Origin of the sequence: Streptomyces globosus, assembly GCF_003325375.1 — a bacterium.
In the GTDB taxonomy this organism is placed as follows: domain Bacteria; phylum Actinomycetota; class Actinomycetes; order Streptomycetales; family Streptomycetaceae; genus Streptomyces; species Streptomyces globosus_A.
In genome coordinates, this window is the sequence record NZ_CP030862.1 from 6,627,501 (window position 1) to 6,653,132 (window position 25,632).

Consider the following 25,632-nt stretch of genomic DNA (forward strand, 5'->3'; position numbering starts at 1 on the left):
TGGTAGACGGCGATCTGCTCGTCGAGGCTCGGCTCTGGGACGGGCTGGAGGCCGTCGGCGGTGTCACCCATGGTCCGAAGTATGGCACGAGCGCGTTGGCGTCTAACTCCTTCGATGTGTACTCTTAAGCATCGAATTTTAGCTGTGAAGTCTTCAGGCTTCAGTGATCTGGGCAGGTGAGAAGTGACCAAGGTGATGGGCGCCGCGATGCGGCGGATCCAGGCCGGCAACGCGCTGACGGCGTTCGGCATCGGCTTCACGGTTCCGTTCCTCTACATCTACGTGGCGCAGGTGCGGGGCCTCGGCTCCATGGCGGCGACCAGTGCTTTCGTCGCCTTCGCCGTCAGCGCCCTGGTCGCCTTGCCCCTCACAGGCCGCGTCATCGACCGCCGCGGTCCCGTTCCCGTCGTCGTCGGCGCGGCCGTCGCCGCCTCCGTCGGTGCGCTGGCCCTCGGCCTCTCCGACGGGCTCGTGCCGATCCTGGTCTCCGCCCTGGCGCTGGGCGCCGGGCAGGCCGTCATGCAGCCGGCGCTCGCCACGATGATCGTGTGGTGCTCCACTCCGGGGACGCGGACCAGGGCCTTCGCCCTCCAGTTCTTCATGCAGAACCTCGGCCTGGGCATCGGCGGCCTCATCGGCGGCCAGATCGTCGACGAGAGCCGGCCGGGCAGCTTCACCCTGCTCTTCGGCATCGAGGCCGTGATGTTCCTGGTCCTGGCCGGCGTCATCCTCACCGTGCGGATGCCGCACGCGCCGAGCATCAAGGACGCCGTGCCGCGGGATCCGGCGCAGGCCGGCGGCGGCTGGAAGCGGATGGTCCGGCACCGGGCCATGGCCAAGCTGCTCGTCCTCGGCTTCGTGATCTTCTTCGCCTGCTACGGGCAGTTCGAGTCCGGGCTCGCCGCCTTCGGCACCGAGGCGGCGCGGATCTCGCCGTCCACGCTGGGCTTCGCGCTGGCAGCCAACACCGGGGCGATCGTCGTCGCGCAGTTCGCCGTCCTGAGGCTGGTCGAGCGGCGCCGCCGGTCGCGGGTGATCGCGCTGGTCGGGCTGATCTGGACCGCGGCCTGGCTGATCGCCGGGTTCTCCGGGCTGGGCCACGGCGGTGCCGTGGCGGCCGCCGCCGCGTTCGTCACCACGTACGCGCTCTTCGGGATCGGCGAGGCGATGCTGTCCCCGACGCTGGCTCCGCTGGTCGCCGATCTGGCGCCGGAGGGTTCGGTCGGCCAGTACAACTCGGCCTTTGCCCTGGTCAAGCAGCTGGCGCTGGCGCTCGGGCCGCTGGGTGTGCCGCTGGGGGCGGGCGCTCCGATGCTGTACGTCGCCGTGTTCGTCGCGGTCTCGCTGGGCATCGCGGTACTGGCGCTGCGGCTCGGCCGGGAGCTGGCGCCGGCGCAGGACCAGCCGTCGCTGCTCAAGGGCGCCCCGCAGGCCGTGGCCGCGAAGGCCGCCGCTGCCGCGCCGGTCGCTGCGTAGGCCGTCGTCGAGCAGCCACAGGCGGGGCCCGGTCTGTTCGGACCGGGCCCCGCCTGCGTTTCCCGTCAGCCGGCGGGCGGCTTGTCCGGGAGGGCGAACTCGCACCAGACGGCCTTGCCGCCGCCCGGGGTGCGGCGGGAGCCCCAGGACGAGGCGATCGTCGCGATGATCGAGATGCCGCGGCCGGTCTCGTCGCCCGGTTCGGCGCGGCGGCGCCGCGGCAGGTGGTCGTCGCCGTCGGTGACCTCCACGATCAGACGGCGGTCGGTGCGGCGCAGGCGCAGGCTCATCGGCGGCGTGCCGTGTTGGAGGGAGTTCGCGACGAGCTCGCTCGCCGCGAGGACGCCCAGGTCGCACAGTTCGACGGGGAAGCGCCAGGAGCTGAGGACGCCCTGAGCGAAGGCGCGGGCACGCGGGGCCGCCTCGATGCCGCCGAGGAGGTCGAGGGCGGCGTTGTGGAAGAGCTCGGCCTCCGGACCGGTGCGGTCCGGCTGCTGGAGGACCATCACCGCGACGTCGTCGTCGTGGTCGGCGTCCACGCCGAGGGCGCGCATCAGGCGGTCGCAGATGACGGACGGGCTGCCCTGCGCGCCGGCGAGGGCCCTCTCCAGGGCGGCGACACCCTCGTCGATGTCCTCGCCGCGGCGCTCGATGAGTCCGTCGGTGTAGAGGACGGCGGTCGAGCCGGGGCCGAGGGCGATGGTTCCGGAGGCGTGGAGCCAGGCGCCGGTGCCGAGCGGCGGGCCGGGGGGCTCCGCGGCGCGGCGTACGACGCCGTCGGCGTCGCGGACGAGGATCGGCAGGTGGCCGGCGGAGGCGTATGCGAGGAGGCCCTCGCTGGGGTCGTGGACGGCGTACACGCAGGTGGCGATCTGGCTGGCGTCGATCTCGGCGGCGAGGCCGTCGAGGAGCTGGAGCACCTCGTGCGGCGGGAGGTCGAGGCGGGCGTACGCGCGGACGGCCGTGCGCAGCTGGCCCATGACGGCGGCGGCGCGGACGCCGCGGCCCATCACGTCGCCGATGACGAGGGCGGTGCGGCCGGCTCCGAGGGTGATGACGTCGTACCAGTCGCCGCCGACGGCCGCCTCGGTGCCGCCCGGGTGGTACACGGCGGAGACACGCAGGTCGTCGGGCTGCTCCAGTTCCTGCGGCAGGAGGGAGCGCTGGAGGGTGACGGCGGCCTCGCGCTGGCGGCTCTCGCTGGCGCGCAGGCGTTCGAGGGCTTCGGCGTGGTCGGTGACGTCGGCCAGGTGGATCATGACGCCGGTGCCGGGGTGGGCGTGCTGGTCGGCGTCGGGGCCGTGGGGCTCCTTCGGGAACTCGACGGGGGTGCAGGTGACCGTGTACGAGCTGCCGCCGCCGGGTGCGGTGCGGTTCTTGGCGGTGCGGGGGCGGCCGCTGCGCTGCACCTGGTCGAGGAGGGGGAGGAGGCCGAGTTCGCCGAGCTCGGGGAGGGCCTCGTGGGCGGGGGTGCCGGTGGGCCGGGGGCCGAAGCCGGCGGTGTAGGCGTCGTTGACGTAGGCGACGCGGTGCTCGGGGCCGTGGACGAGGGCGACGAGGGCCGGGAGGCGGCCGAGGACCTCGCGTACGGAGAGTTCGTCGAGGGAGGGCAGGGCGGGGGCGGCGGCGCCGGGCGTGTCAGGGCGGGCCGCGGCAGGGCCCGCGCCGGGGCCGGTCCCGACGCCGGCGGTGGTGGGATCGGCGGGGCCGCCGTCCGCAGCGGCGGCGCGGCCGGCGGCGCCGCGGGCCGCCGGGACGGCTCCCTCGCCCCGCTTGGCCTGGGCGGCGGCGTGTTCGGACCGGGCGGCGGCGCGGCGCTGCGTTCCGGGAAACCGGGCGCTCCAGCGCGTGAAGTTCACTGCGTTCAAGCCTCGTGGTGTCGCGAGTGGTCGCTGTATCGCTGGGGGGTGAGTCGCTGGACGATGTCACTCTGTGCAGGTGTCAGCGCACCTATGGTCACACGCCCAGTGTGTCCGACGGCACTGACAGCGTCAGCTCTGGCTGTCCTTCGGGGGGTCCGGGTCGGGCGGTGGCGGGGGTGGGAGGTGGCCGCCGCCGGCGGCGAGTTCGAACTCTGCCCTGGGGTGTTCGAGTGATCCGAGGGAGACGATCTCGCGTGTGAAGAGGCCCGAGAGGGTCCATTCCGCGAGGACCCGCATCTTGCGGTTGAAGGTGGGGACCCGGCTGAGGTGGTACATGCGGTGCATCAGCCACGCCGGATACGCCTTCAGCTTGCGGCCGTAGATGTGGGCGACGCCGCGGTGGAGGCCCAGGGAGGCGACGGACCCCGCGTAGCGGTGGGCGTACTCGGTGAGGACGCCGCCGCGGAGGGAGGCGGCGAGGTTGTCGGCGAGGACCTTGGCCTGCCGGACGGCGTGCTGGGCGTTGGGGGCGCACTCGTGGCCCGGCTCGGCGGCGGTGATGTCGGGCACGGCGGCGGCGTCGCCGGCGGCCCAGGCGTGTTCGACGCCCTCGACGGTGAGGAAGGAGGTGCAGCGGATGCGGCCGCGGTCGTTGAGGGGCAGGCCGGAGGCGGCCACGATCGGGTGCGGTCTGACGCCGGCGGTCCAGACGACGGTGCGGGTGGGGAAGCGGGAGCCGTCGCTGAGGACGGCCACGCGGTTCTCGCAGGACTCCAGGCGGGTGCCGAGGCGGACGTCGATGCCGCGGCGGCGCAGTTCGCGGACGGTGTAGACGCCCATCTGGGGGCCGACCTCGGGGAGGATGCGGTCGGTGGCCTCGACCAGCACCCACTTCATGTCCTCGGGCTTGACGTTGTGGTAGTAGCGGGCGGCGTAGCGGGCCATGTCCTCGAGTTCGCCGAGCGCTTCGACGCCGGCGTAGCCGCCGCCGACGAAGACGAAGGTGAGGGCGGCGTCGCGGAGGGCCGGATCGCGTGTGGAGGAGGCGATGTCCATCTGCTCGATGACGTGGTTGCGCAGCCCGATGGCCTCTTCGACGGTCTTGAAGCCGATGCCGTAGTCGGCGAGGCCGGGGACGGGGAGGGTGCGGGAGACCGAGCCGGGGGCGAGGACGAGCTCGTCGTACTCGACCTCCACGGGGCCGCTGCCCTCTTCGGCGGTGGCCAGGGTGGTGATGGTGGCCGTGCGCTTGGCGTGGTCGATGTGGCGGGCCTCGCCGCTGATGATGCGGCACTTGTCGAGGACGCGGCGCAGCGGGACGACGACGTGGCGGGGGGAGATGGAGCCGGCGGCCGCTTCGGGGAGGAAGGGCTGGTACGTCATGTAGGGCTCGGGGGTGACCACCGTGACCTCGGCTTCGCCGGGCTTCAGCTTCTTCTGGAGCCGCAGGGCCGTGTACATGCCGACGTAGCCGCCGCCGATGACGAGGATGCGGGTCGGGGCGTCCTGCGGGCGGGAGGCGGGCACGGAGGCCTCGGCGGGGGTGGGCGCGGCGGGGGCGTCCGGGGGCGCGTCCGGGGGCGGTGCGGCCTCAGGGGGTGGTGCGGCGCCGGGGCGGTCGGGCGTGGCGGGGCCGGTGGACGCGGCGGGCGTGGCGGGTGTGCCGGGCGGGGTACCGGGGGCCGTGCCTCGGGAGTGAGCAGCCTTCACCATCCCATGACGCAACGTGGCTGGGAGTTTGTCCACAGGCCCGGCACATTGTGTGACCGGAGGGAGCAGTGGGGCGGGGGTCCCGGAGGGCGCGGAAGGGGGAGGAGTTGTGCAGGTCAGGGGCTACGGAAAGGGTGGTTCCGGGGGCTTGGACCGGAAAAGTGGGGGGCGATGCTCCGATCGGGCGGTGCCCGGAGGGGGGCTGCCTCTTCTGAATTGACTCTGGCTCAACTATGTTCGTATCTCGTCGGGGAGTGAGACCGAGACCACTGACCGTGGTCTACCTCGACGTGAAGGCGGGGATGTCTCCGGGGGGAGACAAGTGATTACCGGGGGATACACATGAACATTTCCGATTTCCATGGTTCTGCGGCCGCGCTGCAGAGCGAGACCAGCAGCCGCGGCATCGCCGGCGGCACCGCCGCGTCGGGCGTGCGCTCCACGCCGCTGCGCGTCGACGCCCAGCGCAACCTGGAGCACGTCCTGCGCGCCGCCCGCGAGGTGTTCGGCGAGCTGGGCTACGGGGCCCCGATGGAGGACGTCGCGCGGCGCGCCCGCGTCGGCGTCGGCACGGTGTACCGGCGCTTCCCCAGCAAGGACGTGCTGGTCCGGCGCATAGCCGAGGAGGAGACCGCCCGGCTGACCGAACAGGCCAGGACCGCGCTCGGCCAGGAGGAGGAGCCGTGGCAGGCGCTGTCCCGCTTCCTGCGCACCTCCGTGGCCTCGGGTGCGGGGCGGCTGCTGCCGCCGCAGGTGCTGCGGGTCCGCTCCGCGGAGGACGAGGCCGAGGAGGCGCTGGAGGCGCGCGTCCCGCACCAGCGCCAGGCCGGCGCCGCGGGCTCTCCGGAGCTGCGCGTCGTGGGCGGCCGGGCCGCCGACGACGAGCCGTCGCCGGATGCGGGTGCGGGCGCCCTGCTGGAGGTCGTCGGCCAGCTGGTCGACCGCGCCCGGGAGGCGGGCGAGCTGCGTGCCGACGTGACCGTGGCCGACGTGCTGCTGGTCATAGCGACTGCCGCGCCGGCCCTGCCCGACGCGGCGCAGCAGGCGGCGGCGTCCGCCCGGCTGCTCGACATCCTGCTGGAGGGGCTCCGCTCCCGCACCGCCTGACCGTGTGACGGGCGCGCCTCCCCGGGGTCCGGAACGCAGCGGCGCTCTGGACCCCGGGACGGCACATCCGCGGACGCTCCCTCACTCGAACGGGTGAGAGGCGGTACGGACCGCCGTGCGGACGCTGCCCGGGACGGGTGGATGGTTGCGCGAGTGGTCCGGCGCGCGCCCCCCGTGTGACAGGCTGGAACGGTGTACCGGTTGAGTCTGTCGTGCGGGAGCTTCCGCGATGAGCGTTGACGGTCGGGAAGAGCCGATCGGTGGGGCCGCCGGGGAAGCCGAGGCGGCCGATGCGCCGCTGGGGCAGGTTCCGGCCCAGCGCGCGGCCCGGGGCAGGCATGCCGCACCGCGGGCGGGCAGTGCCGAACTTCCGCCGTCCGACGGTGACTTGATTGCGCGGATGCGCGCCGGCGACGACGGGGCGTACGAGGAGCTGTTCCGCCGTCACGCCGACTCCGTACGGCGCTACGCGCGGTCCTGCTGCCGGGATGCGCACACCGCCGACGACCTGACCGCCGAGGTGTTCACGCGGACCCTCCAGGCGGTGCGGAGAGGCGCGGGTCCGGACCAGGCGGTGCGGGCCTACCTGCTGACCACGGTGCGGCGTGTCGCCGCGGCCTGGACGAAGACCGCACGGCGCGAACAGCTCGTCGACGATTTCGCGTTGTTCGCCGAGCAGGCGGCCGCGGGAGCGGAGCAGGGCGGCGGTGCGTCCGGGCTTTCCGGGGACGACACGCTCGAACTCGGCGCGGACGTACGGGCGATGCACGAGGCCGAGCGGTCGCTGGCGGTGCAGGCCTTCCGGAGCCTGCCCGAACGGTGGCAGGCCGTGCTGTGGCACACCGCGGTCGAGGAGTCCTCGCCGAGCGCGGTCGCCCCGCTGTTCGGTCTGAGCGCCAACGCGACGGCCGTGCTGGCCGGCCGGGCGCGGGAAGGGCTCAAGCAGGCCTATCTCCAGGCGCATGTGAGCTCCGCGCTCAGCGCCGGCGGGGACTGCGCGCGGTACGCGGACCGGCTGGGCGCCTTCGCCCGCGGCGGGCTGCGGATGCGGGCCGAGCGGGGGCTGCGCAGGCACCTGGAGGAGTGCGCCCGGTGCCGGCTGGCCGCGGGCGAGCTGAAGGAGGTCAACGCGGGGATTCCGGCGCTGCTGCCGGTCGCGGTCATCGGCTGGCTGGCCGCCGGGTACTCCGCGAAGGCCGCCGGTGTCCTGGCCGGTGGGGCCGTCGCCGCGGGCGGAGCCGGCGCGGCCGCCGCAGCGTCGGCCGGGGCCGCGGGTGCGTCGGGCGCCGCGGGCACGGCCGGGAGCAGTGCCGCTGCGGGGAGCGGTGCCGCTGCCGGCGGGGGTGCCGGGGGCTCGGGGGCCGGTGTGGGGGGCGCTGTGGTGTCGGAGGGCATCGGGCTGCCGGCCAAGGCCGCCCTGGCCGCGGGGATCGCGGTCGCCGCCGCTGCCGGGGTGGTGTTCGCCCTGGTCGGCGAGGATGCCGAGCCGGCCCCTCAGGCGCATCCCGCGCCGCGGGCCGCCGCGCCTGCCGTGCCGGCGCCGGAGCGGCCGAGCCCGTCCGCATCGGAGCCGCCTGCGGAGGCCGCCGCGCCCGCCCGGCCCGCGAGCTCGCCGCCTGCGTCGCCGAAGCCGGCGTCCACCGCGCCGAAGCCGCCGGCGCGGCCCTCGCCCACGCCGTCGGCTTCGCAAAGCCCTGCCCCGGCGCCCCCTCCGTCCCCGACACCGCCCTCTTCGCCCCGGCCGACACCGCCACCAGCGCCGGCGCGGAGCTACCAGCTGGCCTCGCTGGGGTACTCCGCGCTCGGCGACCACCGCGGACCCGAGCTGCGGGCCTGGCCCAGCAGCTGGGTGTGGCAGCGCTGGACGATCGGCATCGCGGACCGGCAGTACGGGCAGGGGCTGACCGTGAGCGCCCGCTCCTCGGTGGAGATCGCGCTCAACCGCCAGTGCACGTCGTTCTCCGCCCGGGCCGGGGTGGACCGCCTGTCCCTGCTCTCCGACGGCAAGGTCCGCTTCTCGGTCTGGGCCGACGGCAAGCGCCTGTGGCAGTCGGCCCCGCTGGACCGCACCGACCGGGCCGCAACCGTCGAGGTACCGCTCACCGGGCACGAAACGATCCGCCTGGTGGTGGAGCCGCTCGGCCGGGGCCCCAGACCCACCCTGGCAAGCTGGGCCGACGCCGTCCTCACCTGCCGCTGACCGCACCCGCCTGCACTCCGGGCACCCGGGGCCCGACGCAGGGAAGGCCCGTACGAGGCCGGCCGACTGGTCACAGAGCAGACCTGACGTGCACTCCCCCACCCCTGACGGCAGCCGGCCGCCGAAGGAGCCGGGCCGCGTACCGGTCCGAGGCGTTCCTGCCGCCGGATGACGCTCTGGACGTCGTTTTCCGACGTCACGCCCCCGGGCTTCCGCCGACGGGTCGGCTGATGCCGGTGGGGCGAAAGGGGCCTGCGGTGCGGGAGAGCAGGGGCTCTGATGGCCCTGAATGGTCCACGTACCCCCTGGCCGTTCCCCTGGGGGCGTCCCGGCAGAAAAAATGCCTCCGGGGCGGGTCGGTCGGTCAAGGGTGGCCCGAAGGGCCATCGCGCAGCGACGCGCCCAACGGGCGCGCCCTTGAGGGACCGGCCCGCCCCGGACACCATCAACTGCCCGGGACACCCCCAGTACCACTACCGACCCCGACCCATCGACTCCCGCCCCCGGCTCCCGCCTCCCTCACGACAGCGCCGCCCGCGGCTGCGGGACGCCGTTCGGGACGGCCCTGCGGCGCGGGGTCGTGGTGCCCGTCCAGCAGGTGCCGCGCCGGGACAGGAGGCGGCCCAGCCAGAGTTCCATGGAGACGAGTTCGGCGAGGCCGTCCAGGGGGACGGGGCGGCCCTCGGCCGCGTCCAGGAGGGCCTGGCGGACCACGCGGGCCTCGATCAGGCCGGCGTCTGCCAGGAGCGGGGCGGTGAAGAGGGACAGGAGGGTGGCAAGGGCCGCGCGGAGGCCCAGGCGGGTCGCCGTCTCGTTCGGGACGTGGGCGGGGGCGCCCCAGCCGGGCGGGAGTTCGCGGACCCCGGCCGAGGAGAGCACGCTGCGCAGGATGGCGGCGCGGGCCCCGGGCTGGACGCGCAGCGGGTCGGGCAGGGCGCGGGCGGCCCGGACGACCTGGTTGTCGAGGAACGGGGCGTGGAGGCGCTGGCTGCGGACCTCGACGGCCTGCTCGAAGACGCGGTGGTCGGCGGCGTGCCGGGTCAGGGCGGCGCGGGCACGGCATTCGCCGGGCCGCAGGGACAGCGGGGGCCGGCCCGCGGCGGTGGCGAGGCGGATCGATACTTCCGCGAGCGCCTCCCCGGTCAGCCAGCCCGCGGCCGGGCCGGGCCGGGACCAGGTCAGGGCGGCGAGGGAGGCGTCGACCGGGCCGCCGGTGCCGGCGGGGCGGATGTCGCCGGCGCGCAGCCGGGCGGCGGCGGCCTCCATGCCGGTGCGGTAGGGGGTGCGGGCCAGGCGGCGGGCGGCCCCGTACACGGAGAAGGGGACGGTCAGGGACTCTCCCGCGGCGGGTGCCGAGCGGGCCAGGGCGGCCACGGGGCGCAGGAGGTGGCGTCTGCGGCGGTCCATCAGGAGGTCGGCGAGGCGGGCGGGGTGGGCGTCGAGGACCTGGCGGGCGCCGTGCCCGGTGAAGTGGTCGGCGGAGCCTGCGGCGAGGCGGCGCCGCTCGCGGGAGGCGTGGACGAGGGAGGGGCCGGGCTCGTCGGTGAGGGGCCCGTCGAGGTCGGCGTAGGGGAGGGCTTCCTCGGCGGCGGCGACGACCACGTGCCGCAGCCGGGGGTCGGCGGCGATGGCGCGGGCGCGTTCGAGTTCGGCTTCGCGGCCGCTCGGTGTGGCGAGGTCGTTGAAGGTGACGGCGAGGAGCCGTTCGCCGGTGCGGCCGAGGAGGGCGCCGGGGGCGCCGGGCAGGCCGGCCGCGAGGAGGGCCAGCGTGGCGGAGGCGCTGCCTCCGGAGAGGTCGGCGCCGACGCCGGGCACGGGTGCGGGCAGGCCGCGGGCGGCCCGCCGCTCGGCGGGCCCCATTCCGGGCACGGGGCCGGGGTCGTACGGCTGGCTCTCGGGGGCGTGCCGCGGTGCCGTGAGCCGGGCGCGCACCGCGTCCACGAGTGCTTCGCGTACGCCCTCCACCGCGCGCTCGGCGTCGGCCTCGGGGGCGGCCACGGCGAGGGAGGCGACCGGCTCGTAGCCGGTGATCTCGCGGGAGCCCTCGCGCAGGATCAGGGCGTGGCCGGGCGGGATGCGGCGCACGCCCTCGTACGGGGTGCCGTCGCCGAGTGCCTCGGGGCTGTCGGGGCAGGCCAGGAGTGCGGCGAGGTGGCCGATGTCGAGCTGGGCCTCGATGAGGTCGGCGAGGGGGAGGGCGGCGGTGGCGTAGGCGGTGCCGCCGGCCCACGGGGTGTGGAAGACGGGGCGGGCGCCGGCGAGGTCCCCGACGACGGTGATGCGGCGGCCGGCCTGGACGACGGCGGTGTAGCTGCCGGACCACTGGGTGAGGTGGCGCAGGGCGCCGCCGCGGGCGGCGGTGAGGGCGCGCCGCAGTTCGGCGTCGGTGGCGCCGCAGCAGCCGAGGACGGCGATGCGGGTGAAGGGGTCGGCGGGGTCGGCGGTGAGGGTGCGGATCTCGTCGGGGCGCCAGTCGCCGACGGCCCACAGCGGGTCGGGGTCGCCCCACAGGAGCTGGGCGCCGACGGGGACGACGGTGCGTTCGGCGTCGCGGCCGGCGGGGTCGTCGGCGTGGGCGGCGTCGGCGATGCCGCCGGTGACCGGGCCGTCGGGGCCGTACCCGTACTCAGACCCGTGCCCGTGCCCGGACGCAGACCCGGACTCGTACCCGTACCCGGCCCCGTACGCGGACCCCGGCTCGGCTTCACGGGCGCTGCGGGGGCGGCCGCCGGGGCCGACGCGGCCGGCCGTGCCGAAGCTCGCGGCGATACTGCTCCACCCCACCAACCAGCGCACCGCCGCCTCCCCAGCCCGTGGGCAATCGACCGGGGCCGCTGCGGCGCGGGCAGCGCGAGGGCGCGGCCGGCCGGACCCCGGGTGGCTCGGGACCATGCTGCCACGAGACAGGCGTGCAGGAGTGGTGCGGGAGGGCGGACGTGCGAACGAACACACCGCGCCCACACGGTGTTTGGTGTTCCGTTCCCACCGGCCCACAGGCCGGTTTCGGCCATTCTCAGGCCGTACTCAGTGCACCGCGCACAAGGGGACGCGCGCGGCCGCGGCGGTGCGCGGGCGCGGTCCGGGAAGCGCGGCGCACCTCCCGGACCGTTCCGCCACCCGCGGGGATTGGAGCGGCGGCATCCCCCGGCCCGCCGGATCCACGCAGCGGGCCGACCCACGCACGGCACATCGAATCGCCGGGCCGGACGACCGGCCAGAGCGCACGGGCGGGCGCACGGCCACACGGCCGGAGCACGCGGTCGGGCGCGCGCCGTCGCCGCCGGGCCGGGGCGGACTGTGCGGGCGGACAACAATCCCGCCATAGGGAAGCCGGGGCCTTAACGCTTGGGAGGCGGGGAACTACGCTGGGTTTACGAAATGCCGGGCGCCTATGCCCCGGCGGCGTATGAGTTGAGTGCGTTCCGCGTGTGACGAGGGGTGGCGCATGTCCAGGGATCTCCGCGAACCCAACGAGAAGCTCGGCGCCGTCCTCGCCCTCGCGGGCATCAGCAACGCCGGACTGGCCAGGCGCGTCAACGACCTGGGCGCCCAGCGGGGTCTGACGCTCCGCTACGACAAGACCTCGGTGGCCCGGTGGGTGTCGAAGGGCATGGTGCCGCAGGGCGCGGCCCCGCATCTGATCGCGGCCGCCATCGGGGCGAAGCTGGGCCGGCCTGTGCCGCTGCACGAGATCGGCCTGGCGGACGCCGACCCGGCGCCCGAGGTGGGTCTGGCCTTCCCCCGCGACGTGGGCGCGGCGGTGCGCTCGGCCACGGAGCTGTACCGGCTCGACCTCGCCGGGCGCCGCGGCGGCGGCGGGATCTGGCAGTCGCTGGCCGGCTCCTTCTCCGTGTCGGCGTACGCGACGCCTGTCTCGCGCTGGCTGATATCGCCTGCCGACAGCTCGGTGGCGCGCGGACCTGCGCCGCAGGGCGCCGCGCCCGCGCCCGCGTCCGGCTCCGCCTCTGCCGCCCCGCCCACCCCGCCCGTGCCGCCTTCCCCGCCCGCGCCGTCCACGGTTGTGCCCCCGCAGCCTTCGGGCGAAACCCCGCGCACGCCGCACGCCCCCGCCGCCCCGGGCGGCGCCCCGGCGGCACCGCCCCCGGCGGTCGTCGGCCTGGCCGACGCCTCGCCGCAGCGCGTCGGCCACAGCGACGTCAGCAAGCTCCGCGAGGCCGCCGAGGACGCCCGCCGCTGGGACTCCAAGTACGGCGGCGGGGACTGGCGCTCGTCGATGGTGCCCGAGTGCCTGCGCGTGGACGCCGCCCCGCTGCTGCTCGGCTCGTACAGCGACGAGGTGGGCCGCGCCCTGTTCGGGGCGACCGCCGAGCTGACCCGGCTCGCCGGCTGGATGGCCTTCGACACGGGCCAGCAGGAGGCCGCCCAGCGCTACTACATCCAGGCGCTGCGCCTGGCGCGGGCCGCCGCGGACGTGCCGCTCGGCGGGTACGTGCTGGCGTCGATGTCGCTGCAGGCGACGTACCGGGACTTCCCCGACGAGGGCGTCGACCTCGCGCAGGCGGCCGTGGAGCGCAACCGCGGGCTGGCCACCGCGCGCACGATGAGCTTCTTCCGCCTGGTCGAGGCGCGGGCGCACGCGAAGGCCGGCGACTCGGCGGCCGCCGGGGCGGCGCTGCGGGCCGCGGAGGGGTGGCTGGAGCGGGCACGGCCGGGCGACCCGGACCCGACCTGGCTGGGCTTCTACTCGTACGACCGGTTCGCGGCGGACGCGGCGGAGTGCTACCGGGACCTCAGGCTGCCCCGGCAGGTGCGCCGCTTCACCGAGCAGGCGCTGTCGCGGCCCACGGAGGAGTACGTGCGCTCGCACGGCCTGCGGCTGGTGGTGAGCGCGGTCGCGGAGCTGGAGTCGGGCAACCTCGACGCGGCGTGCGCGGCGGGGACCCGCGCGGTGGAGGTCGCGGGCCGGATCTCGTCGGCGCGCACGACCGAGTACGTACGGGACCTGCTGCAGCGGCTGGAGCCGTACGGGGACGAGCCGCGCGTCGCCGAGCTGCGCGAGCGGGCCCGGCCGCTGCTGATGGCCCCCGCGTAGCCGTCCTGTCGGTGGCGGGGTGCAGTATGCAGGGGTGGGAGGTGGCGGCTTGGAGGACAGCGTGGGCGGCGCCGCGGTGCGCGCCGGGGGCAGGGCCGACTGCGACGTGGTGGTGGTCGGCGGCGGGATCGTCGGGATGTCGACGGCGTACGCCCTGTCGCGGCTGGCGCCGGGAACCCGGGTGGTGGTGCTGGAGAAGGAGCCGGGCCCGGCCCGGCACCAGACGGGCCGCAACAGCGGCGTCATCCACAGCGGGATCTACTACCGGCCCGGCTCGCTGAAGGCGCGCTACGCGGTGGGCGGCGCCGCGGAGATGGTGAAGTTCTGCGCGGAGCACGGCATCCCGCACGAGGTGACCGGCAAGCTGATCGTGGCGACGGACCGCGAGGAGCTGCCGCGGCTGCACGCGCTGGTGCAGCGCGGCCGGGAGAACGGCATTCCGGTGCGCGAGCTGGGGCCGGCGCAGATCGGCGAGTACGAGCCGGAGGTGCGCGGGGCGGCCGCGATCCACGTGGCGACGACCGGGATCGCGGACTACGGGCTGGTGGCGCGGCAGCTCGCCGAGTCCTCCGGGGCGGAGATCGTCTACGGGGGCGCCGTCGACCTGGTGTCGCGGCGGTCCGGCGGGGTCGCGGTGCGCACGACGGCCGGCGTCGTCGTACGGGCCAAGGCGCTGGTGAACTGTGCGGGGCTGCACTGCGACCGGGTCGCCCGGCTGGCCGGCGACGACCCCGGCATGCGGATCATCCCCTTCCGCGGCGAGTACTACGACCTGGTGCGGCCCGGGCTGGTGCGCGGGCTGGTCTACCCGGTGCCGGACCCGGCGTTCCCCTTCCTCGGGGTGCACCTGACGCGGGGGATCGGCGGCGGGGTGCACGTCGGGCCGAACGCGGTGCCGGCGCTGGCGCGCGAGGGGTACGGCTGGGGCGTGGTGCGGCCGCGGGACCTCGCGGACGAGCTGGCCTGGCCGGGTGCGTGGCGGATGGCGTGGCGGCACTGGCGGTACGGGGCGGGCGAGATCCGCCGCTCGCTGTCGAAGGCGGCGTTCACGGAGGCGGTGCGCCGGATGCTGCCCGCGGTGACCGCCGGGGACCTGCGGCCGGCCGGGGCGGGGGTGCGGGCGCAGGCCGTCCTGCGGGACGGGACGCTCGTCGACGACTTCCTGATCCGGGAGGCGCCGCGGACCGTGCACGTGCTGAACGCGCCGTCGCCCGCGGCGACCGCGTCGCTGCCGATCGGGCGCGAGATCGCCCGGCGCGCCCTGGGGAGCCTGGCCCGGGCCTGACCCGCGGCCCCCGCCCCCGCCCCTCCCGGCTGCCCGGCCACTCGTCCTCCCGGCCGCGCGGGGCCGTCGGCGGGCGGGGCGCGGGGGCGGGCCGTAGAATTCCGGGATTGTGTCTGAGTCCCGTACCCCCCAGCCCGACGCCCCGGAAGCCGAGCCCGCGGCGAACTCCTACGTGCCGCCCAAGTGGCGCACCGAGCCGCGGTTCCCCGACGGCCCCGCACCCGACCCGGCGGGCTCGCACCACGAGCGGCGGATCCGCAGCTTCCAGCCGCGGCGCAGCCGGGTCACGACCGGGCAGGGCGAGGCCCTGAAGCGGCTCTGGGGCACCTGGGGCCTGGACATCGACGGGCGCGAGGTCCTCGACCTCGGCCGGCTCTTCGGCGGCCTGCCCGTCGTCCTGGAGATCGGCTTCGGCATGGGGGAGGCGACGGCGCAGATGGCCGCGGCCGACCCGGACACCGGCATCCTCGCGGCCGACGTGCACACCCCCGGCCAGGGCAACCTCCTCGCCCTCGCGGAGCGCGGCGGCATGACGAACGTCCGCGTGGCGAACGGCGATGCGATCATCCTGCTGCGCGAAATGCTGCCGCCGGCCTCCCTCGCGGGGATCCGCGTCTACTTCCCGGACCCGTGGCCGAAGGCCCGTCACCACAAGCGGCGCCTGATCCAGCCCGAGTTCCTGGACCTCGCGGCGACGCGGATGGCGCCGGGCGCGGTGCTGCACTGCGCGACCGACTGGGAGCCGTACGCCGAGCAGATGCTCGAAGTCCTCACCGCGCACCCGCTGTTCGAGAACACGCAGGAGGACGGCGGCTTCGCGCCGCGGCCCGACTTCCGGCCGCTGACCCGCTTCGAGGGGCAGGGCCTGGACAAGGGGCACGTCGTACACGACTTGCTGTTCCGCCGGGTGGAGAACGCCTGAGGTCACTCCCCGTGTCGGGACGGCTCGCTAGAGTCATCGCGTGTTCCTGGCACTCCCCGGCTCCCGCCCGCGGGCGCAGGTCCGCCTGCGCTGCCGTGCGCGGGCGTGCGTGCTCGCCGTCCTCGCCGCCTCCGGCCTGGCGATCCTCGAACTCGTCCGGCAGGAGACCGGCACCGCCGGCTTCCTGGTGGGCCTCGGCCTGGCCGTGCTGCCGGTGGCTCCGCTCCTCGCCGCGTTCCGGTGGCTGGGCCGGGCGGCGCCCCGGCCGTGGGCGCTGCTGCTGTTCTGCTTCGGCTGGGGTGCCTGCGCCGCGGCGCTGATCGCCATACTGGCCAACGACTTCGCGACGGAGTGGATCGCGGGGGCGGCCGCGGACCCGTCGGACGCGGACCTGCTCGGCTCGGTGGCGATCGCGCCGGTGGTGGAGGAGAGCGCGAAGGCGGCTGCCCTGCTGGCGGTGTTCGCCTTCCGCAGGCGGCATTTCACGGGACCGGCGGACGGGTTCACGGCGGCCGGGTTCACGGCCACCGGGTTCGCGTTCACCGAGAACGTCCTCTACCTGGGGAACGCGTTCACCGAGGACATGGAGAGCCCGGCGGGCGTCCTGGACTCGGTGACGCTGGCGACGTTCTTCGTACGGATCGTGCTGTCGCCGTTCGCGCACCCGCTGTTCACGGTCCTGACGGGGCTCGGCTTCGGTGCCGCGGCCGCGGTCCGGGCGGGCCGGCGGCGTTCCCGGCCGGCGCGGTGCGGGCTGCCGCTGCTGGGGCTTGCCCTCGCGGTGGGCCTGCACGCCCTGTGGAACAGCTCGTCGCGGATGGGCGAGTACGGCTTCTACCGGGTGTACGGCTGCGTGATGGTGCCGCTGTTCGGGCTGCTGCTGTGGCTGGCGGTGCGGATGCGGCGGCGCAGGCTGCGGAGGGTCGCCGGGGAGCTGGCGGTGTACGCGGCCGCGGGCTGGATGGCTCCCGCGGAGGTGTCGGCGATGGCCTCGGTGCCGGCGCGGTCCCTGGCGAGGGCGCTGGCGCGGCGCAGCGGCGGCCGGGCCGCGGGCCGTGCGGTGGCCCGGTACGAGGCGGACGCGGCTGCGCTGGCGCTGTTGCGGCACCGGGCGCGGACGGGCCCGGCCTGGGATCCGGAGTTCGCGGGGCGGGAGGCGGAGCTGCTGCGCAGCCTGTGGCAGCGCCGGGCCACGGCCGGGCCGGCGCTGGCCCGGGCGGCTGTCCTGGAGGACCTGCTGCCGCCGCGGCAGCCGTTCGTGCCGGCGGCGCGGAGGCCCGTACGGCCTACGGGGTCAGGCCCTTGGAGCGGAGCCACGCCAGCGGGTCCGTCGCCGATCCGCCCTTGCGGACCTCCAGGTGGAGGTGGGGGCCGGTGACGTTGCCGGTGGCGCCGACCCGGCCGATGGTGTCGCCCGCGCCGACCTGGCCGGAGGTGACGGACATCGAGGACAGGTGGCAGTACCAGATCTCGGTGCCGTCGGGCAGCTGGAGGACGATGCGGTAGCCGTAGGCGCCCGACCAGCCGGCCGAGATGATCTTTCCGCCGGCGACGGCCTTGACGGGGGTGCCGGTCGGGGCGGCGAAGTCGAGGCCGGTGTGGTGGCCGGAGGACCACATCGCGCCGGAGGCGCCGTAGTACGAGGTGATGGTGTAGGAGGAGGTCGGCAGGGAGTAGTTCCCCGCGGCCTTGGCGATCCGCTCCTCCTCGGCCTTCGCGGCGGCGGCTTCGGCGGCTGCCTTCTCCGCGGCGGCGCGGGCCTCGGCGGCGGCCTTCTCGGCGGCTTCGCGCCCGGCCTTGGCCTCGGCCGCGGCGGCCTCCTGCGCGGCCCGGGCGGCTTCGGCGCGGGTCTGCGAGTCGGCGGCCTCGGTCTGGTGCTCGGCCTGCTGGAGGATGCGCGTGCGCAGGATCTCGCCGGCGTCGGGGGCGTCGGCCTGCTGCGCGAGGATGCCGGTCCGCGCGCCGGTGCCGCTCTCGGCGCCCGTGTCCGGGCCGGTGTCGTCGTCGGAGGGCCCCGTGAAGGAGGGTATGGATATGGGGACTTGGGGCCGGTCCTGGGCGGTGGCGATGCCTCCGGCGCCGACGGCGGCGATGATGCCGACGCCGAGGACGGTGGAGCTGCGGGCGAGTCCCCCGCCCTGCCTGGCGACGCGGTGCTTGCCGCGGACGGGGCGGACGGAGTCCTCGGTGGGGTTCCACTCGCCCCAGGCGCCGGGGGACGGCGGTTCCTGGATCTCGATGCCGTCGGGCGCAGGCACGTTGGAGGCCACCGGGGCACACTCCTCAGGGGACAGTCGAACGCACACGGCGCCGCCTCTTGCGACGGCTGGGACGACCGCACTGCGTTATCGAACGGTAATAGACGCAGGGGAATGATTCCAAGCCGCCGCGCTTGATCATTCCGGCCAAGGGGGCGCGGAGTGGCCGCTTTTGAGGCAGGCAAAGCGGGCATCCAGCCATCAAGCAGGGCCAAGCGCCCGCGACTTGCGCATCCCTTCAGCCACACACGCCTCTTGATGCACCCTCAGCTGCCTTGCGGTGCGCGGCCGTTCACTCACGCAGCGTCACGGCTGCGTCCACGCGCAGGGCGGGAACGACGAAGGCCCGGCTTCCATCGGAAGCCGGGCCTCGTACTGAGTAGCGGGGACAGGATTTGAACCTGCGACCTCTGGGTTATGAGCCCAGCGAGCTACCGAGCTGCTCCACCCCGCGTCGGTAGGACCAACCCTACGCCATCGGAGCGGTGCCCTGTGCCCATTTATCGCCCGCGGCACCCCTCCGACCCCTGCCATGCGGGCATAAACGCAGGTCAGAGACGTGGTGAAGGAATCGAAGACGGTGGCGGAAGCCCCGCCTCAGCCTGCGAGGAAGCGGAGCAGCGCCAGGGATCCGATGCCGAACGCGATCGTGAGGTAGAAGTTCCGCGTCCGCCAGGCCAGCAGCAGCGTCGGCACCGCGAGCCACAGCCCGAAGTTCCCCGGACCGAGGTCCAGGCGGCCGTCCGGCACGAACAGCGGCGGGGCGAGCAGCGCGGCGATCACCGCCGGCGGCACCTGCCGCAGCCAGACCACGACCGGGCCGGGCAGGGACGCCGCCGCCAGGAACAGCGTCGGCAGCAGCCGGGGGCCGAAGGTGACGGCCGCCATCCCGGCGATGGTGAGGGCGAGGACGGGGCTGCTCATCGTCCCGCACCTCCTTCCGCGGGCGCCGCGTCCTCCCCGAGGGCGGAGGAGCGCTCCTCGCGGGGGGTCAGGGCGAGGCCGAAGGTGGCTGCGAGGGCCGCGGCCGCCAGGACGGCCCAGTACTCCAGGCCGAGCAGGGTCAGCCCCACCGCGAGGGCGCCGGCCAGCACGGCGACGGCCAGGCCCCGCCGGTCGGCGACGACGCCCGCCGCCAGCAGGGCCATGAACATGGCGGGCAGCGCGTAGTCCAGGCCGAGCGCCTCCACGTCGGTGACGAGGTCCCCCGCGAGGACGCCCGCCAGCGTGCCCGCCACCCACGAGCCGTGGACGGCGGTGTTGAAGGCGAACACCTCGGCCTTGGGGCGTTCGGCTCGCTCGGCCCACTGCGCGGAGTGCACGGCGAAGGCCTCGTCGGTCAGCTCGTACGCGAACAGCGCCTGCTCCCGGCGGCGCCAGCCGGCCAGCCGCGGCGCGATGGCCGCGGACAGCAGCAGGTGCCGCAGGTTGACGACGAAGGTCGTCAGGACGACCGCGTACGGGGCGGCGCCGACCGCCAGCAGCTGGAGGGCGGCGAACTGCGAGGAGCCGCCGTAGACGAACGCCGACATGGCCGCCGACGCCCACCAGGGCAGGCCCGCGGTGTGCCCGAGGACGCCGAACGCGAAGGCCACGGGCACGTAGCCGAGCATGACGGGCACGGCCTGCCCGAGCCCGGCCGCCCACGCCCGCGGCGCAGGCGCGGACGCGGACGCGGACGCGGACGGGGCGGCCGGAGCGGCGGGGGCTGCTACAGGTCGCACTCGAAGGTCCTCTCCCCCAGCGCCGGCCGGAAGCCCGCCCCGGTCCACAGGGCGGTCGCCGCCTCGTTGCCGTCGAGGACGGCGAGGAAGATCCGGCGCACCCCGCGGCGCCGGAAGGCCTCCAGGGCGTCCGCCGCCATCACCCGCGCCAGCCCCAGCCGGCGGTGGCCCGGGTCGACGACCGCGTGGCTGATGCTGCCGCGCACGCCGAAGGAGCCCGCCAGCAGCGCCGCGACGACGCGGCCCGACGGGGTCCGCACCACGCGGCACAGGTCCGCCGAGTGGGCCAGGTGCCGCGCCAGGAGCGCCTCGTCCTCCCACTCGCAGTACGCGGCCTGCGGCGCGGCCCGCAGCAGCGCGATGACCTGCGGGATGTCGGCGGCGGCCATCTCGGCCGAGACCGCGGGCGCCGCCGGCGGGGGCGGCGCGACCAGTACGTCGAACGCCTCGGCGAGCGCCGGCGCTGCCGCCGGCATCAGACCAGCGTCTCGTACGGCGAGCCCGGCAGGGAGAAGGAGATCGCGAGCACGTCGCGGTAGCCGCCCTTGTCCTCGCCCGCGCTCAGGCCGGTCACGTGGTGCTTCATCGCCCGGTCCTCGAAGATCAGGGAGTCGAGCGGGGTGAGGAAGGTGCCCTTGGCGAGGGGCTCCTCGTCCCAGGTGAAGACGGTGCTGTGGCCGCCCTCGACGTCGACGCGGGAGATGAGGTGCAGGCCCGCCCACGGGTAGCCGTCGGAGTGGATGCCCTCGGGGACGAGCTCGTTGTACTTGCCCGGGTTGATCTCGATGCGGATCTGGTGGATCTGGCACACCCAGGTGCGGTCGCGGTACTCGGCCTCGATGGGCAGGTTGTCGAAGTCGTACCGGACCAGGGCCCAAAACAGCGGGTTGGTGTACGTCGACTCCTCGACGTCGCCGAAGTGCCGCTCGATGCCGCCGACGAAGGCGTTCATGGCCTCGCTCTGGAAGTACGCGACGTGGTCGAGCGGGACCAGCTCGCCCGTGGCGGGCGTGAACGCGAAGTCGCTGTAGCGGCGGGTGCGGACGGCGCGGTCGCCGCCGCCGAAGTGGACGTCCGGGGTGAGCCGGCCCCAGGACGCCTGGAGGTCGCCGAACGCGGCGGCGAGCTCCGGGGAGAGGGTCAGGTCGGCGGCCGACACCAGCGCGTAGCGCTTCTCGCGCAGGTCGTCGCGCAGGTCCGGGCCGACGGCGGCGATGGTGTCCGGGACGGGGGTCCGGCGGGCGGTGGGCACGGCGGTGGTCATGGCGGTGGGTCCCTTCTGGGGGTGCGGACGGGAAGACGGGCGGTCAGCGCAGGCCGAGGGAGGCGTACACGGCGTCGAGCTCGGCGACGTCGAGGCCGGCGGCCTGCCGGACCAGGCGGATGGCCCGGTAGATCTGGTTGATGTGCGCGATGTCGTGGCCGACGACCTTGCGGATCATGACCTCCATCGTTTCGCCGCCCTGCTCGCCGTGGCGGCCCGTCCGCTGCCAGTCGGCGGGCGGCAGGGCGGCGAGGAGCGCGACGTTCGAGGCGCGCAGCCCGGTCCAGGCGTCGAGCATCTGGCGGAACGGCAGGCGGGGCAGCGGGGCCCACAGCTGCTCGTCGTAGCCCGGGTAGACCGGGTCGTCCTCGGTGGCGACGAGCCGCCAGCGGAAGCCGTAGACGATGTCGACGTCGAAGAGGTGGCCCACGATGAACGCGGCGGGCCACTCGCCCGGCTCGGGGACGGCCTCGGCGAGCTCGGTGGGCAGGTCCGCGAAGAGGCGGGCCGCCCAGACCGGCGTCTGCGCGAGGACGTCGAAGGGGTCGCGGTCTCCTGCGACGGCGAGGAGGGCGTCGACGTACGCGGCGGGGTCCTCGGTGGCGGAGGGGATGTCTATGCGGTGCACGTCCGTGTCGGCGAGCGGGCTCATCGGGGTTTCCTTCCTGAAGGCGGACGGGGGGTGGGGCAGGGGTGAACGGGGTCAGGCCGCGGGGGCCGGCTCGGCGGCCGGCTCGGCGGCCGGGGCTGCGGACTTCGGGGCGCGGGCCGGGGGGACCGCCGCCAGGGCCAGGCCGGCACCCAGGGCCGCCACCGCACCGCAGACCACCCAGTGCAGGGGTGCCGAGATGCCGTAGAGGAGGCCGCCGACGGCCGGGCCGAGGGCGCCGCCGAGGGTGTGGGCGATGCCCTCGGCGCCCTGGTAGCGGCCGCGCAGGTGCGCCGGGGAGAACTCGGCCGGGTAGGCGTTCGCGATCGGCGTGTAGATCGTCTCCGCGACCGTCCAGACGACGACGGTCAGCGCGAGCAGCCACACCGCCTGCACCGCGCCCGTCAGGGCCATGCCGAGGCCGAGCAGGAGCAGGCCGGCGGCGATCACCCGGCGGGGGGTGCGGCGCTCGGTGTGCCGGGTCAGCGGCAGCTCGATCAGCACGCAGATCAGGGCGTTCAGGCCGAGCAGCAGGCCGTAGACCTTGTTGTCGAAGCCCGCGTCGGTGACGTGCAGCGGCAGGGTCGCGGTGGACTGCCCGTAGACGAAGGTCGCGGCGACCATCGACCCCAGGAACAGCAGGTACGGCCGGTCGGCGAAGACCGCCCGGTAGCCGCCGCGCCCGCCCTCCGCCGCCGCCTCCGCGGGGTCCTGCACCGGCGGGCGGCCGCCCGGCAGGGTGCACAGGGCGAGCACGCCGAAGGCGAAGGAGAACAGGGCGTCGCCGAGGAAGACGTACGTGTACGAGGCCCCGCTGAGCAGGCCGCCGACCAGCGGTCCGACGGCCATGCCGACGTTGATGGCGAGGCGCAGGACGGCGAAGGCCGTCACCCGCTGCTCCTCCGGGACCACGTCGACGAGCAGGGCGCCCGCCGCGGGCCGGTACAGCTGGGCGAAGACGCCGACGACGCCGACCAGTGCGGTGGTGGCGAGCAGCCCGTCGGCGAGGGGCACGAGGGCGGTGGCGGCGCTGCTGCCGAACATCGACACCGCGATGGCGGTGCGGCGGCCGAACCGGTCGGCGACGCTGCCGCCGACCGCGTTGCCGACGAAGGCGCCGACCCCGACCACGCCGAGGGCCACGCCGGCCTGGAACGCGGAGAACCCGCGGGCCACCAGGAACAGCACCAGGAATACGTTGAGAAAATTCCCGAATTTGATGAGGAACATTCCGGAGAAGATGACCCAGGCACTGCCGGGCAGATTCCGCAATCGACGGCGCAAGGGTTCCTCGCCGGCCATGGGGGGCTCCTTCCCAAACGGGGGATGAGGTGGTGTCCACCATGGAACCCGCTGGTCAGGGCGGAGAGAAGAGGAAACGGCTGGCATGAAGCGGGTTGGCACATTCGTGCCTGCGACCTCCGGGCCCCTCCGCCCGGCCGCCCCGCCGCCCGCGCCGGTGCGTTATTCGTGCCGGGCATTCTTGTGCCACCCTGCGGGCATTCCCCGGGCGGAATTCATCCGGCAGTGTTCCGGCCATGACCGAACACAAGCTTCTCGTCGTCGGCGGACGGATACAGACGCTGCGCAAGGCGGCGGCACTCGGCATCCGCTTCGTGCTGATCCAGCACAGGGACCAGTTCGTGCCCGAGGCCGCCCGCCTCGCGGAGGCCGTGATCATCGCCGACTACACGGACTGGGAGACCACCCGCCCGCTGGTCGAGGCCGCGCACCGGGCGTACGGGTTCACCCGCGTCGTCTCCATCACCGAGCCCGGCCTGGTGCCCGCGGCCCGGATCAGCGACCACCTCGGCCTCGGCGGCACCACCGAGGAGGTCGCCGAACTGCTGCGGGACAAGCACGCGATGCGCCGCCGCCTGGCCGCCTCCGACTCCCCTGAGGTCCGCGCCCTGTCCGTGGCCGCGGCGGAGGTCGACGGCCCGGAGGACCTGGCCGCGTTCGGCGCCGAGCACGGCTACCCGTTCGTGCTGAAGCCCGCCGACGCCACCGCCAGCCTGGGCGTCGTACGGATCGACGGGCCCGCCGAGGCGGCCGGCGCCTGGGCCGGGGTGGAGGCGCTGCGCGCCCGTACCGACCTGCAGTGGGGGTCGTTCTTCACCATCGGCCGGTTCATCGCCGAGCAGTACATCCCGGGGCCGGAGTACAGCGTGGAGACGTTCTCCTTCGCCGGGCGGCACATCGTCCTCGCCGTGACGGAGAAGCTGACCGGCGACGGGTTCGTCGAGCTCGGCCACGCCCTGCCGGCCCGGCTGGCACCGGCCGACGAGCAGCGCATCGAGGAGGCCGTCGTCCGCTTCCTGGACGCGATCGGCCTCGCCGACGGGGCCGCCCACACCGAGCTGCGGCTGGCCCCGGCAGGCCCGCAGGTCATCGAGAGCCACAACCGGATGGGCGGCGACCGGATCTTCGACCTGCTGGACACCGCCTACGGCATCGACCTGGAGGAGTGGATCGTCGCCTGGCAGTTCCGCCTGGTCCCCGCGCTCACCGCCCGCCCCGCCGCCCGCTGCGCGGCCGCCACGCGCTTCCTGTCGGCGCAGCCCGGCACCGTCACCGCGGTGCACGGCGCCGACCGGGCCCGCGCCCTCGACACCGCCATCGACGTCGAGGTCGCCGTACGGCCCGGCGACACCGTCGGCGCGCTGCGCGGCAACTGGGACCGGGTCGGGCAGGTCCTGGCCTCGGGCCCGGACACCGCCGCAGCCGTCGCCGCTGCCGAGCGGCTCACAGCGGAGGTCGTGGTCGAGACCTCCGCGGCCGTGGCCGCCGCCGGCGCCGTGCGCGAGGGGGCGGCGGCGTGAGGATCCTGCTGATCATGCGGAACACGTACGCGTGGCACCGCGAGCACATCGAGACGCTGGAGCGGATGGGCCTGGAGGTCCACCTCGCCACCACGGTCGCGCAGGCGGCCGACGACGGCCGGTTCGCCGGCGTCGTCGCGATCCCGGAGGAGCTGGAGGGCGCCGCGCTCGCCGAGCACTGCGCGGCGGCCGCCCGCCGCCTCGGCATCACCTCCGCGATCACCTTCTACGACAGCGACATCGCCGTCACCTCCCGCGTCAACGAGCTGCTCGGCCACCGCTGGCCGCGCCCCGAGGCGGACGCGATCTCCCGCGACAAGCAGCTCCAGCGCACCTTCCTCGCCGCACACGGCCTGCCCGCGCCGCAGTTCGCGGCCGTCGACGGCGTGGAGGCGGGCCTGGCCGCCGCCGAGGCCTTCACGTACCCGTTCATCGTCAAGCCCAGCGCCCTCGCCGCCAGCATCGGCGTCAGCCTGGTCCGCGACCGCGGCGAACTGGAGCGGGCCCTGGCCGACGTGGCCCGGCTCGCCGAGGAGTGGGGCGGCTACTTCCCCAGCGACGGGCCGGAGATCGCGCTGCTGGAGGAGTTCCTGCCCGGCAAGGAGGTCACCCTCGACGGGGTGGTCCTGGACGGGCGCTTCCACCTCGTGGGCGTCACCAACAAGATGCAGATGCCCGGCCCCTACTTCGAGGAGGACTTCTACACCCTCCCCTTCCGCACCCCGCAGGAGGAGCCGGAGCTGGTCGCGGCAGCCGAGGGCATCACCGCCGCCCTCGGGGTGCGGCACTGCCTCTTCAACGCCGAGTTCCGGCAGGACTCCGAGGGCCGCTACCGCGTCGTCGAGTTCGCCACCCGTATGAGCGGCGGCCAGAACTACCGCAACCTGCGGGAGGTCCACGGCATCGACCCGGTCCGCCTGTACGCGAAGGCCGTGCTCGCCGGCGACGACGCGGACGCCCTGGCCGCCCTCCTGGACGGGGAGGTGCCGCGCGCCGCGACCCCGCGCGCCGCGGCCTGCATCAAGTTCGCCTACCGGACCGGGACCCTGGTCCGCAACAACGCGGGCGACGCCGCGCACTCCCCGCACTTCCGCTCCTACATCCCCGCCTCGCGGCCCGGCGACCGGCTGCGGCGCGCCCCCGAGGGCTGGTACGAGATCGCCGGCTCGCTGGCGGTCGCCGCGCCCTACCGCGGGCCCGCCGACATCGACCGGGTCGAGCGGATCGCCGCCGAGCTGGACGAACGGCTCGACGTGGTCGTCGTCCCCGCCCGGACCGCCGCCGCGGCGTCCTGACCAGC

General features: G+C 75.2%; 20 protein-coding genes and 1 tRNA gene (1 of these 21 cut by a window edge). 9 read left to right on the forward strand and 12 right to left on the reverse strand.

The genetic code is table 11. The features are described 5' to 3' along the window. Nucleotides 1–71: the 5' end (the start) of a MarR family winged helix-turn-helix transcriptional regulator gene (locus tag C0216_RS29430; protein WP_114058163.1), read on the reverse strand. The gene continues 466 nt to the left of window position 1, outside the view; 71 of the gene's 537 nt are visible here — the first part of the coding sequence; its start codon is at nt 69–71; its stop codon lies off the left edge, out of view. 124 nt (nt 72–195) lie between these two features. On the opposite strand from C0216_RS29430, the gene C0216_RS29435 reads away from it, so the two are divergent. Then, nucleotides 196–1,476 (forward strand): MFS transporter, encoded by a 1,281-nt coding sequence (locus C0216_RS29435; RefSeq protein WP_174250563.1) that lies wholly within the window; start codon nt 196–198, stop codon nt 1,474–1,476. A gap of 65 nt (nt 1,477–1,541) precedes the next feature. On the opposite strand, the gene C0216_RS29440 is transcribed toward C0216_RS29435, so the two are convergent. Together C0216_RS29440 and C0216_RS29445 are read right to left on the reverse strand one after the other, a co-directional pair. Continuing rightward, on the reverse strand, nt 1,542–3,335 hold the full coding sequence (locus C0216_RS29440) for an ATP-binding SpoIIE family protein phosphatase (protein WP_114058165.1): 1,794 nt from the start codon (nt 3,333–3,335) through the stop codon (nt 1,542–1,544). Nucleotides 3,336–3,467: 132 nt separating this feature from the next. Further along, nucleotides 3,468–5,051, reverse strand: a complete 1,584-nt coding sequence (locus C0216_RS29445; protein WP_114058166.1) for an NAD(P)/FAD-dependent oxidoreductase — start codon at nt 5,049–5,051, stop codon at nt 3,468–3,470. A 339-nt stretch (nt 5,052–5,390) separates the two neighbouring features. Between C0216_RS29445 and C0216_RS29450 the strand changes: the two genes are divergently transcribed. Together C0216_RS29450 and C0216_RS29455 are read left to right on the forward strand one after the other, a co-directional pair. Further along, a complete protein-coding gene (locus tag C0216_RS29450; protein WP_114058167.1) occupies nt 5,391–6,155 on the forward strand; it encodes a TetR/AcrR family transcriptional regulator in 765 nt (254 codons plus the stop codon). Nucleotides 6,156–6,384: 229 nt separating this feature from the next. Beyond that, nucleotides 6,385–8,355, forward strand: coding sequence for a sigma-70 family RNA polymerase sigma factor (locus C0216_RS29455; protein ID WP_114058168.1), 1,971 nt, complete (start codon nt 6,385–6,387; stop codon nt 8,353–8,355). A 519-nt stretch (nt 8,356–8,874) separates the two neighbouring features. Here the strand turns inward: C0216_RS29455 and C0216_RS29460 are convergent. Beyond that, nucleotides 8,875–11,151: an asparagine synthase-related protein gene (locus tag C0216_RS29460; RefSeq protein ID WP_428985472.1), complete on the reverse strand. Its 2,277-nt coding sequence runs from the start codon at nt 11,149–11,151 to the stop codon at nt 8,875–8,877. A gap of 649 nt (nt 11,152–11,800) precedes the next feature. Here C0216_RS29460 and C0216_RS29465 point away from each other — a divergent pair. The 4 genes from C0216_RS29465 (at nt 11,801) to C0216_RS29480 (ending at nt 16,993) form a co-directional block, all read left to right on the forward strand. After that, on the forward strand, nt 11,801–13,408 hold the full coding sequence (locus tag C0216_RS29465) for a sporulation protein (RefSeq protein ID WP_114058170.1): 1,608 nt from the start codon (nt 11,801–11,803) through the stop codon (nt 13,406–13,408). A 49-nt stretch (nt 13,409–13,457) separates the two neighbouring features. Next, entirely contained in the window at nt 13,458–14,693 is a 1,236-nt protein-coding gene (gene lhgO, locus C0216_RS29470) for an L-2-hydroxyglutarate oxidase (protein WP_281277963.1), read from the forward strand. A 109-nt stretch (nt 14,694–14,802) separates the two neighbouring features. Further along, complete coding sequence (trmB, locus tag C0216_RS29475) at nt 14,803–15,615, forward strand: tRNA (guanosine(46)-N7)-methyltransferase TrmB (RefSeq protein ID WP_114058172.1); 813 nt, start codon at nt 14,803–14,805, stop codon at nt 15,613–15,615. A gap of 85 nt (nt 15,616–15,700) precedes the next feature. Next, nucleotides 15,701–16,993 carry a PrsW family intramembrane metalloprotease gene (locus C0216_RS29480; RefSeq protein WP_246042938.1) on the forward strand — a complete coding sequence of 431 codons (1,293 nt, stop codon included), beginning with the start codon at nt 15,701–15,703 and terminating at the stop codon, nt 16,991–16,993. Here C0216_RS29480 and C0216_RS29485 read toward each other — a convergent pair. The 8 genes from C0216_RS29485 to C0216_RS29520 form a co-directional block, all read right to left on the reverse strand. Next, nucleotides 16,902–17,885: a M23 family metallopeptidase gene (locus tag C0216_RS29485; protein WP_114058174.1), complete on the reverse strand. Its 984-nt coding sequence runs from the start codon at nt 17,883–17,885 to the stop codon at nt 16,902–16,904. The genes C0216_RS29480 and C0216_RS29485 overlap by 92 nt on opposite strands. A 368-nt stretch (nt 17,886–18,253) precedes the next feature. After that, nucleotides 18,254–18,327: transfer RNA gene (locus C0216_RS29490), tRNA-Met, on the reverse strand. A 143-nt stretch (nt 18,328–18,470) separates the two neighbouring features. Beyond that, on the reverse strand, nt 18,471–18,797 hold the full coding sequence (locus tag C0216_RS29495) for an AzlD domain-containing protein (RefSeq protein WP_114058175.1): 327 nt from the start codon (nt 18,795–18,797) through the stop codon (nt 18,471–18,473). After that, nucleotides 18,794–19,597: an AzlC family ABC transporter permease gene (locus tag C0216_RS29500; RefSeq protein ID WP_162793313.1), complete on the reverse strand. Its 804-nt coding sequence runs from the start codon at nt 19,595–19,597 to the stop codon at nt 18,794–18,796. The genes C0216_RS29495 and C0216_RS29500 overlap by 4 nt, the downstream gene beginning before the upstream one ends. Beyond that, nucleotides 19,585–20,073, reverse strand: coding sequence for a GNAT family N-acetyltransferase (locus C0216_RS29505; RefSeq protein ID WP_114058177.1), 489 nt, complete (start codon nt 20,071–20,073; stop codon nt 19,585–19,587). Before C0216_RS29505 ends, C0216_RS29500 begins: the two co-directional genes overlap by 13 nt. Further along, nucleotides 20,073–20,861, reverse strand: coding sequence for a 2OG-Fe dioxygenase family protein (locus C0216_RS29510; protein ID WP_114058178.1), 789 nt, complete (start codon nt 20,859–20,861; stop codon nt 20,073–20,075). The genes C0216_RS29505 and C0216_RS29510 overlap by 1 nt, the downstream gene beginning before the upstream one ends. Nucleotides 20,862–20,904: 43 nt before the next feature. Continuing rightward, the gene (locus tag C0216_RS29515; RefSeq protein ID WP_114058179.1) at nt 20,905–21,513 is read right to left on the reverse strand and encodes a DinB family protein; all 609 of its coding nucleotides are present in this window, start codon (nt 21,511–21,513) and stop codon (nt 20,905–20,907) included. Nucleotides 21,514–21,564: 51 nt separating this feature from the next. After that, entirely contained in the window at nt 21,565–22,740 is a 1,176-nt protein-coding gene (locus C0216_RS29520) for an MFS transporter (protein ID WP_162793314.1), read from the reverse strand. Between the two features lie 308 nt (nt 22,741–23,048). Between C0216_RS29520 and C0216_RS29525 the strand changes: the two genes are divergently transcribed. Then, nucleotides 23,049–24,332: an ATP-grasp domain-containing protein gene (locus tag C0216_RS29525; RefSeq protein ID WP_114058181.1), complete on the forward strand. Its 1,284-nt coding sequence runs from the start codon at nt 23,049–23,051 to the stop codon at nt 24,330–24,332. Further along, entirely contained in the window at nt 24,329–25,627 is a 1,299-nt protein-coding gene (locus C0216_RS29530; protein ID WP_114058182.1) for an ATP-grasp domain-containing protein, read from the forward strand. Before C0216_RS29525 ends, C0216_RS29530 begins: the two co-directional genes overlap by 4 nt. Nucleotides 25,628–25,632 lie beyond the last annotated feature (5 nt).

Excerpts from the sequence above, each read along its gene's own strand:
- C0216_RS29510 (WP_114058178.1), bottom strand. The coding sequence starts at position 20,861 with ATGACCACCGCCGTGCCCACCGCCCGCCGGACCCCCGTCCCGGACACC.
- C0216_RS29435 (WP_174250563.1), top strand. The coding sequence starts at position 196 with ATGGGCGCCGCGATGCGGCGGATCCAGGCCGGCAACGCGCTGACGGCG.
- C0216_RS29525 (WP_114058181.1), top strand. The coding sequence starts at position 23,049 with ATGACCGAACACAAGCTTCTCGTCGTCGGCGGACGGATACAGACGCTG.
- C0216_RS29520 (WP_162793314.1), bottom strand. The coding sequence starts at position 22,740 with ATGTTCCTCATCAAATTCGGGAATTTTCTCAACGTATTCCTGGTGCTG.
- C0216_RS29495 (WP_114058175.1), bottom strand. The coding sequence starts at position 18,797 with ATGAGCAGCCCCGTCCTCGCCCTCACCATCGCCGGGATGGCGGCCGTC.
- C0216_RS29515 (WP_114058179.1), bottom strand. The coding sequence starts at position 21,513 with ATGAGCCCGCTCGCCGACACGGACGTGCACCGCATAGACATCCCCTCC.
- C0216_RS29455 (WP_114058168.1), top strand. The coding sequence starts at position 6,385 with ATGAGCGTTGACGGTCGGGAAGAGCCGATCGGTGGGGCCGCCGGGGAA.
- C0216_RS29465 (WP_114058170.1), top strand. The coding sequence starts at position 11,801 with ATGTCCAGGGATCTCCGCGAACCCAACGAGAAGCTCGGCGCCGTCCTC.
- C0216_RS29450 (WP_114058167.1), top strand. The coding sequence starts at position 5,391 with ATGAACATTTCCGATTTCCATGGTTCTGCGGCCGCGCTGCAGAGCGAG.
- C0216_RS29505 (WP_114058177.1), bottom strand. The coding sequence starts at position 20,073 with ATGCCGGCGGCAGCGCCGGCGCTCGCCGAGGCGTTCGACGTACTGGTC.
- C0216_RS29445 (WP_114058166.1), bottom strand. The coding sequence starts at position 5,051 with ATGGTGAAGGCTGCTCACTCCCGAGGCACGGCCCCCGGTACCCCGCCC.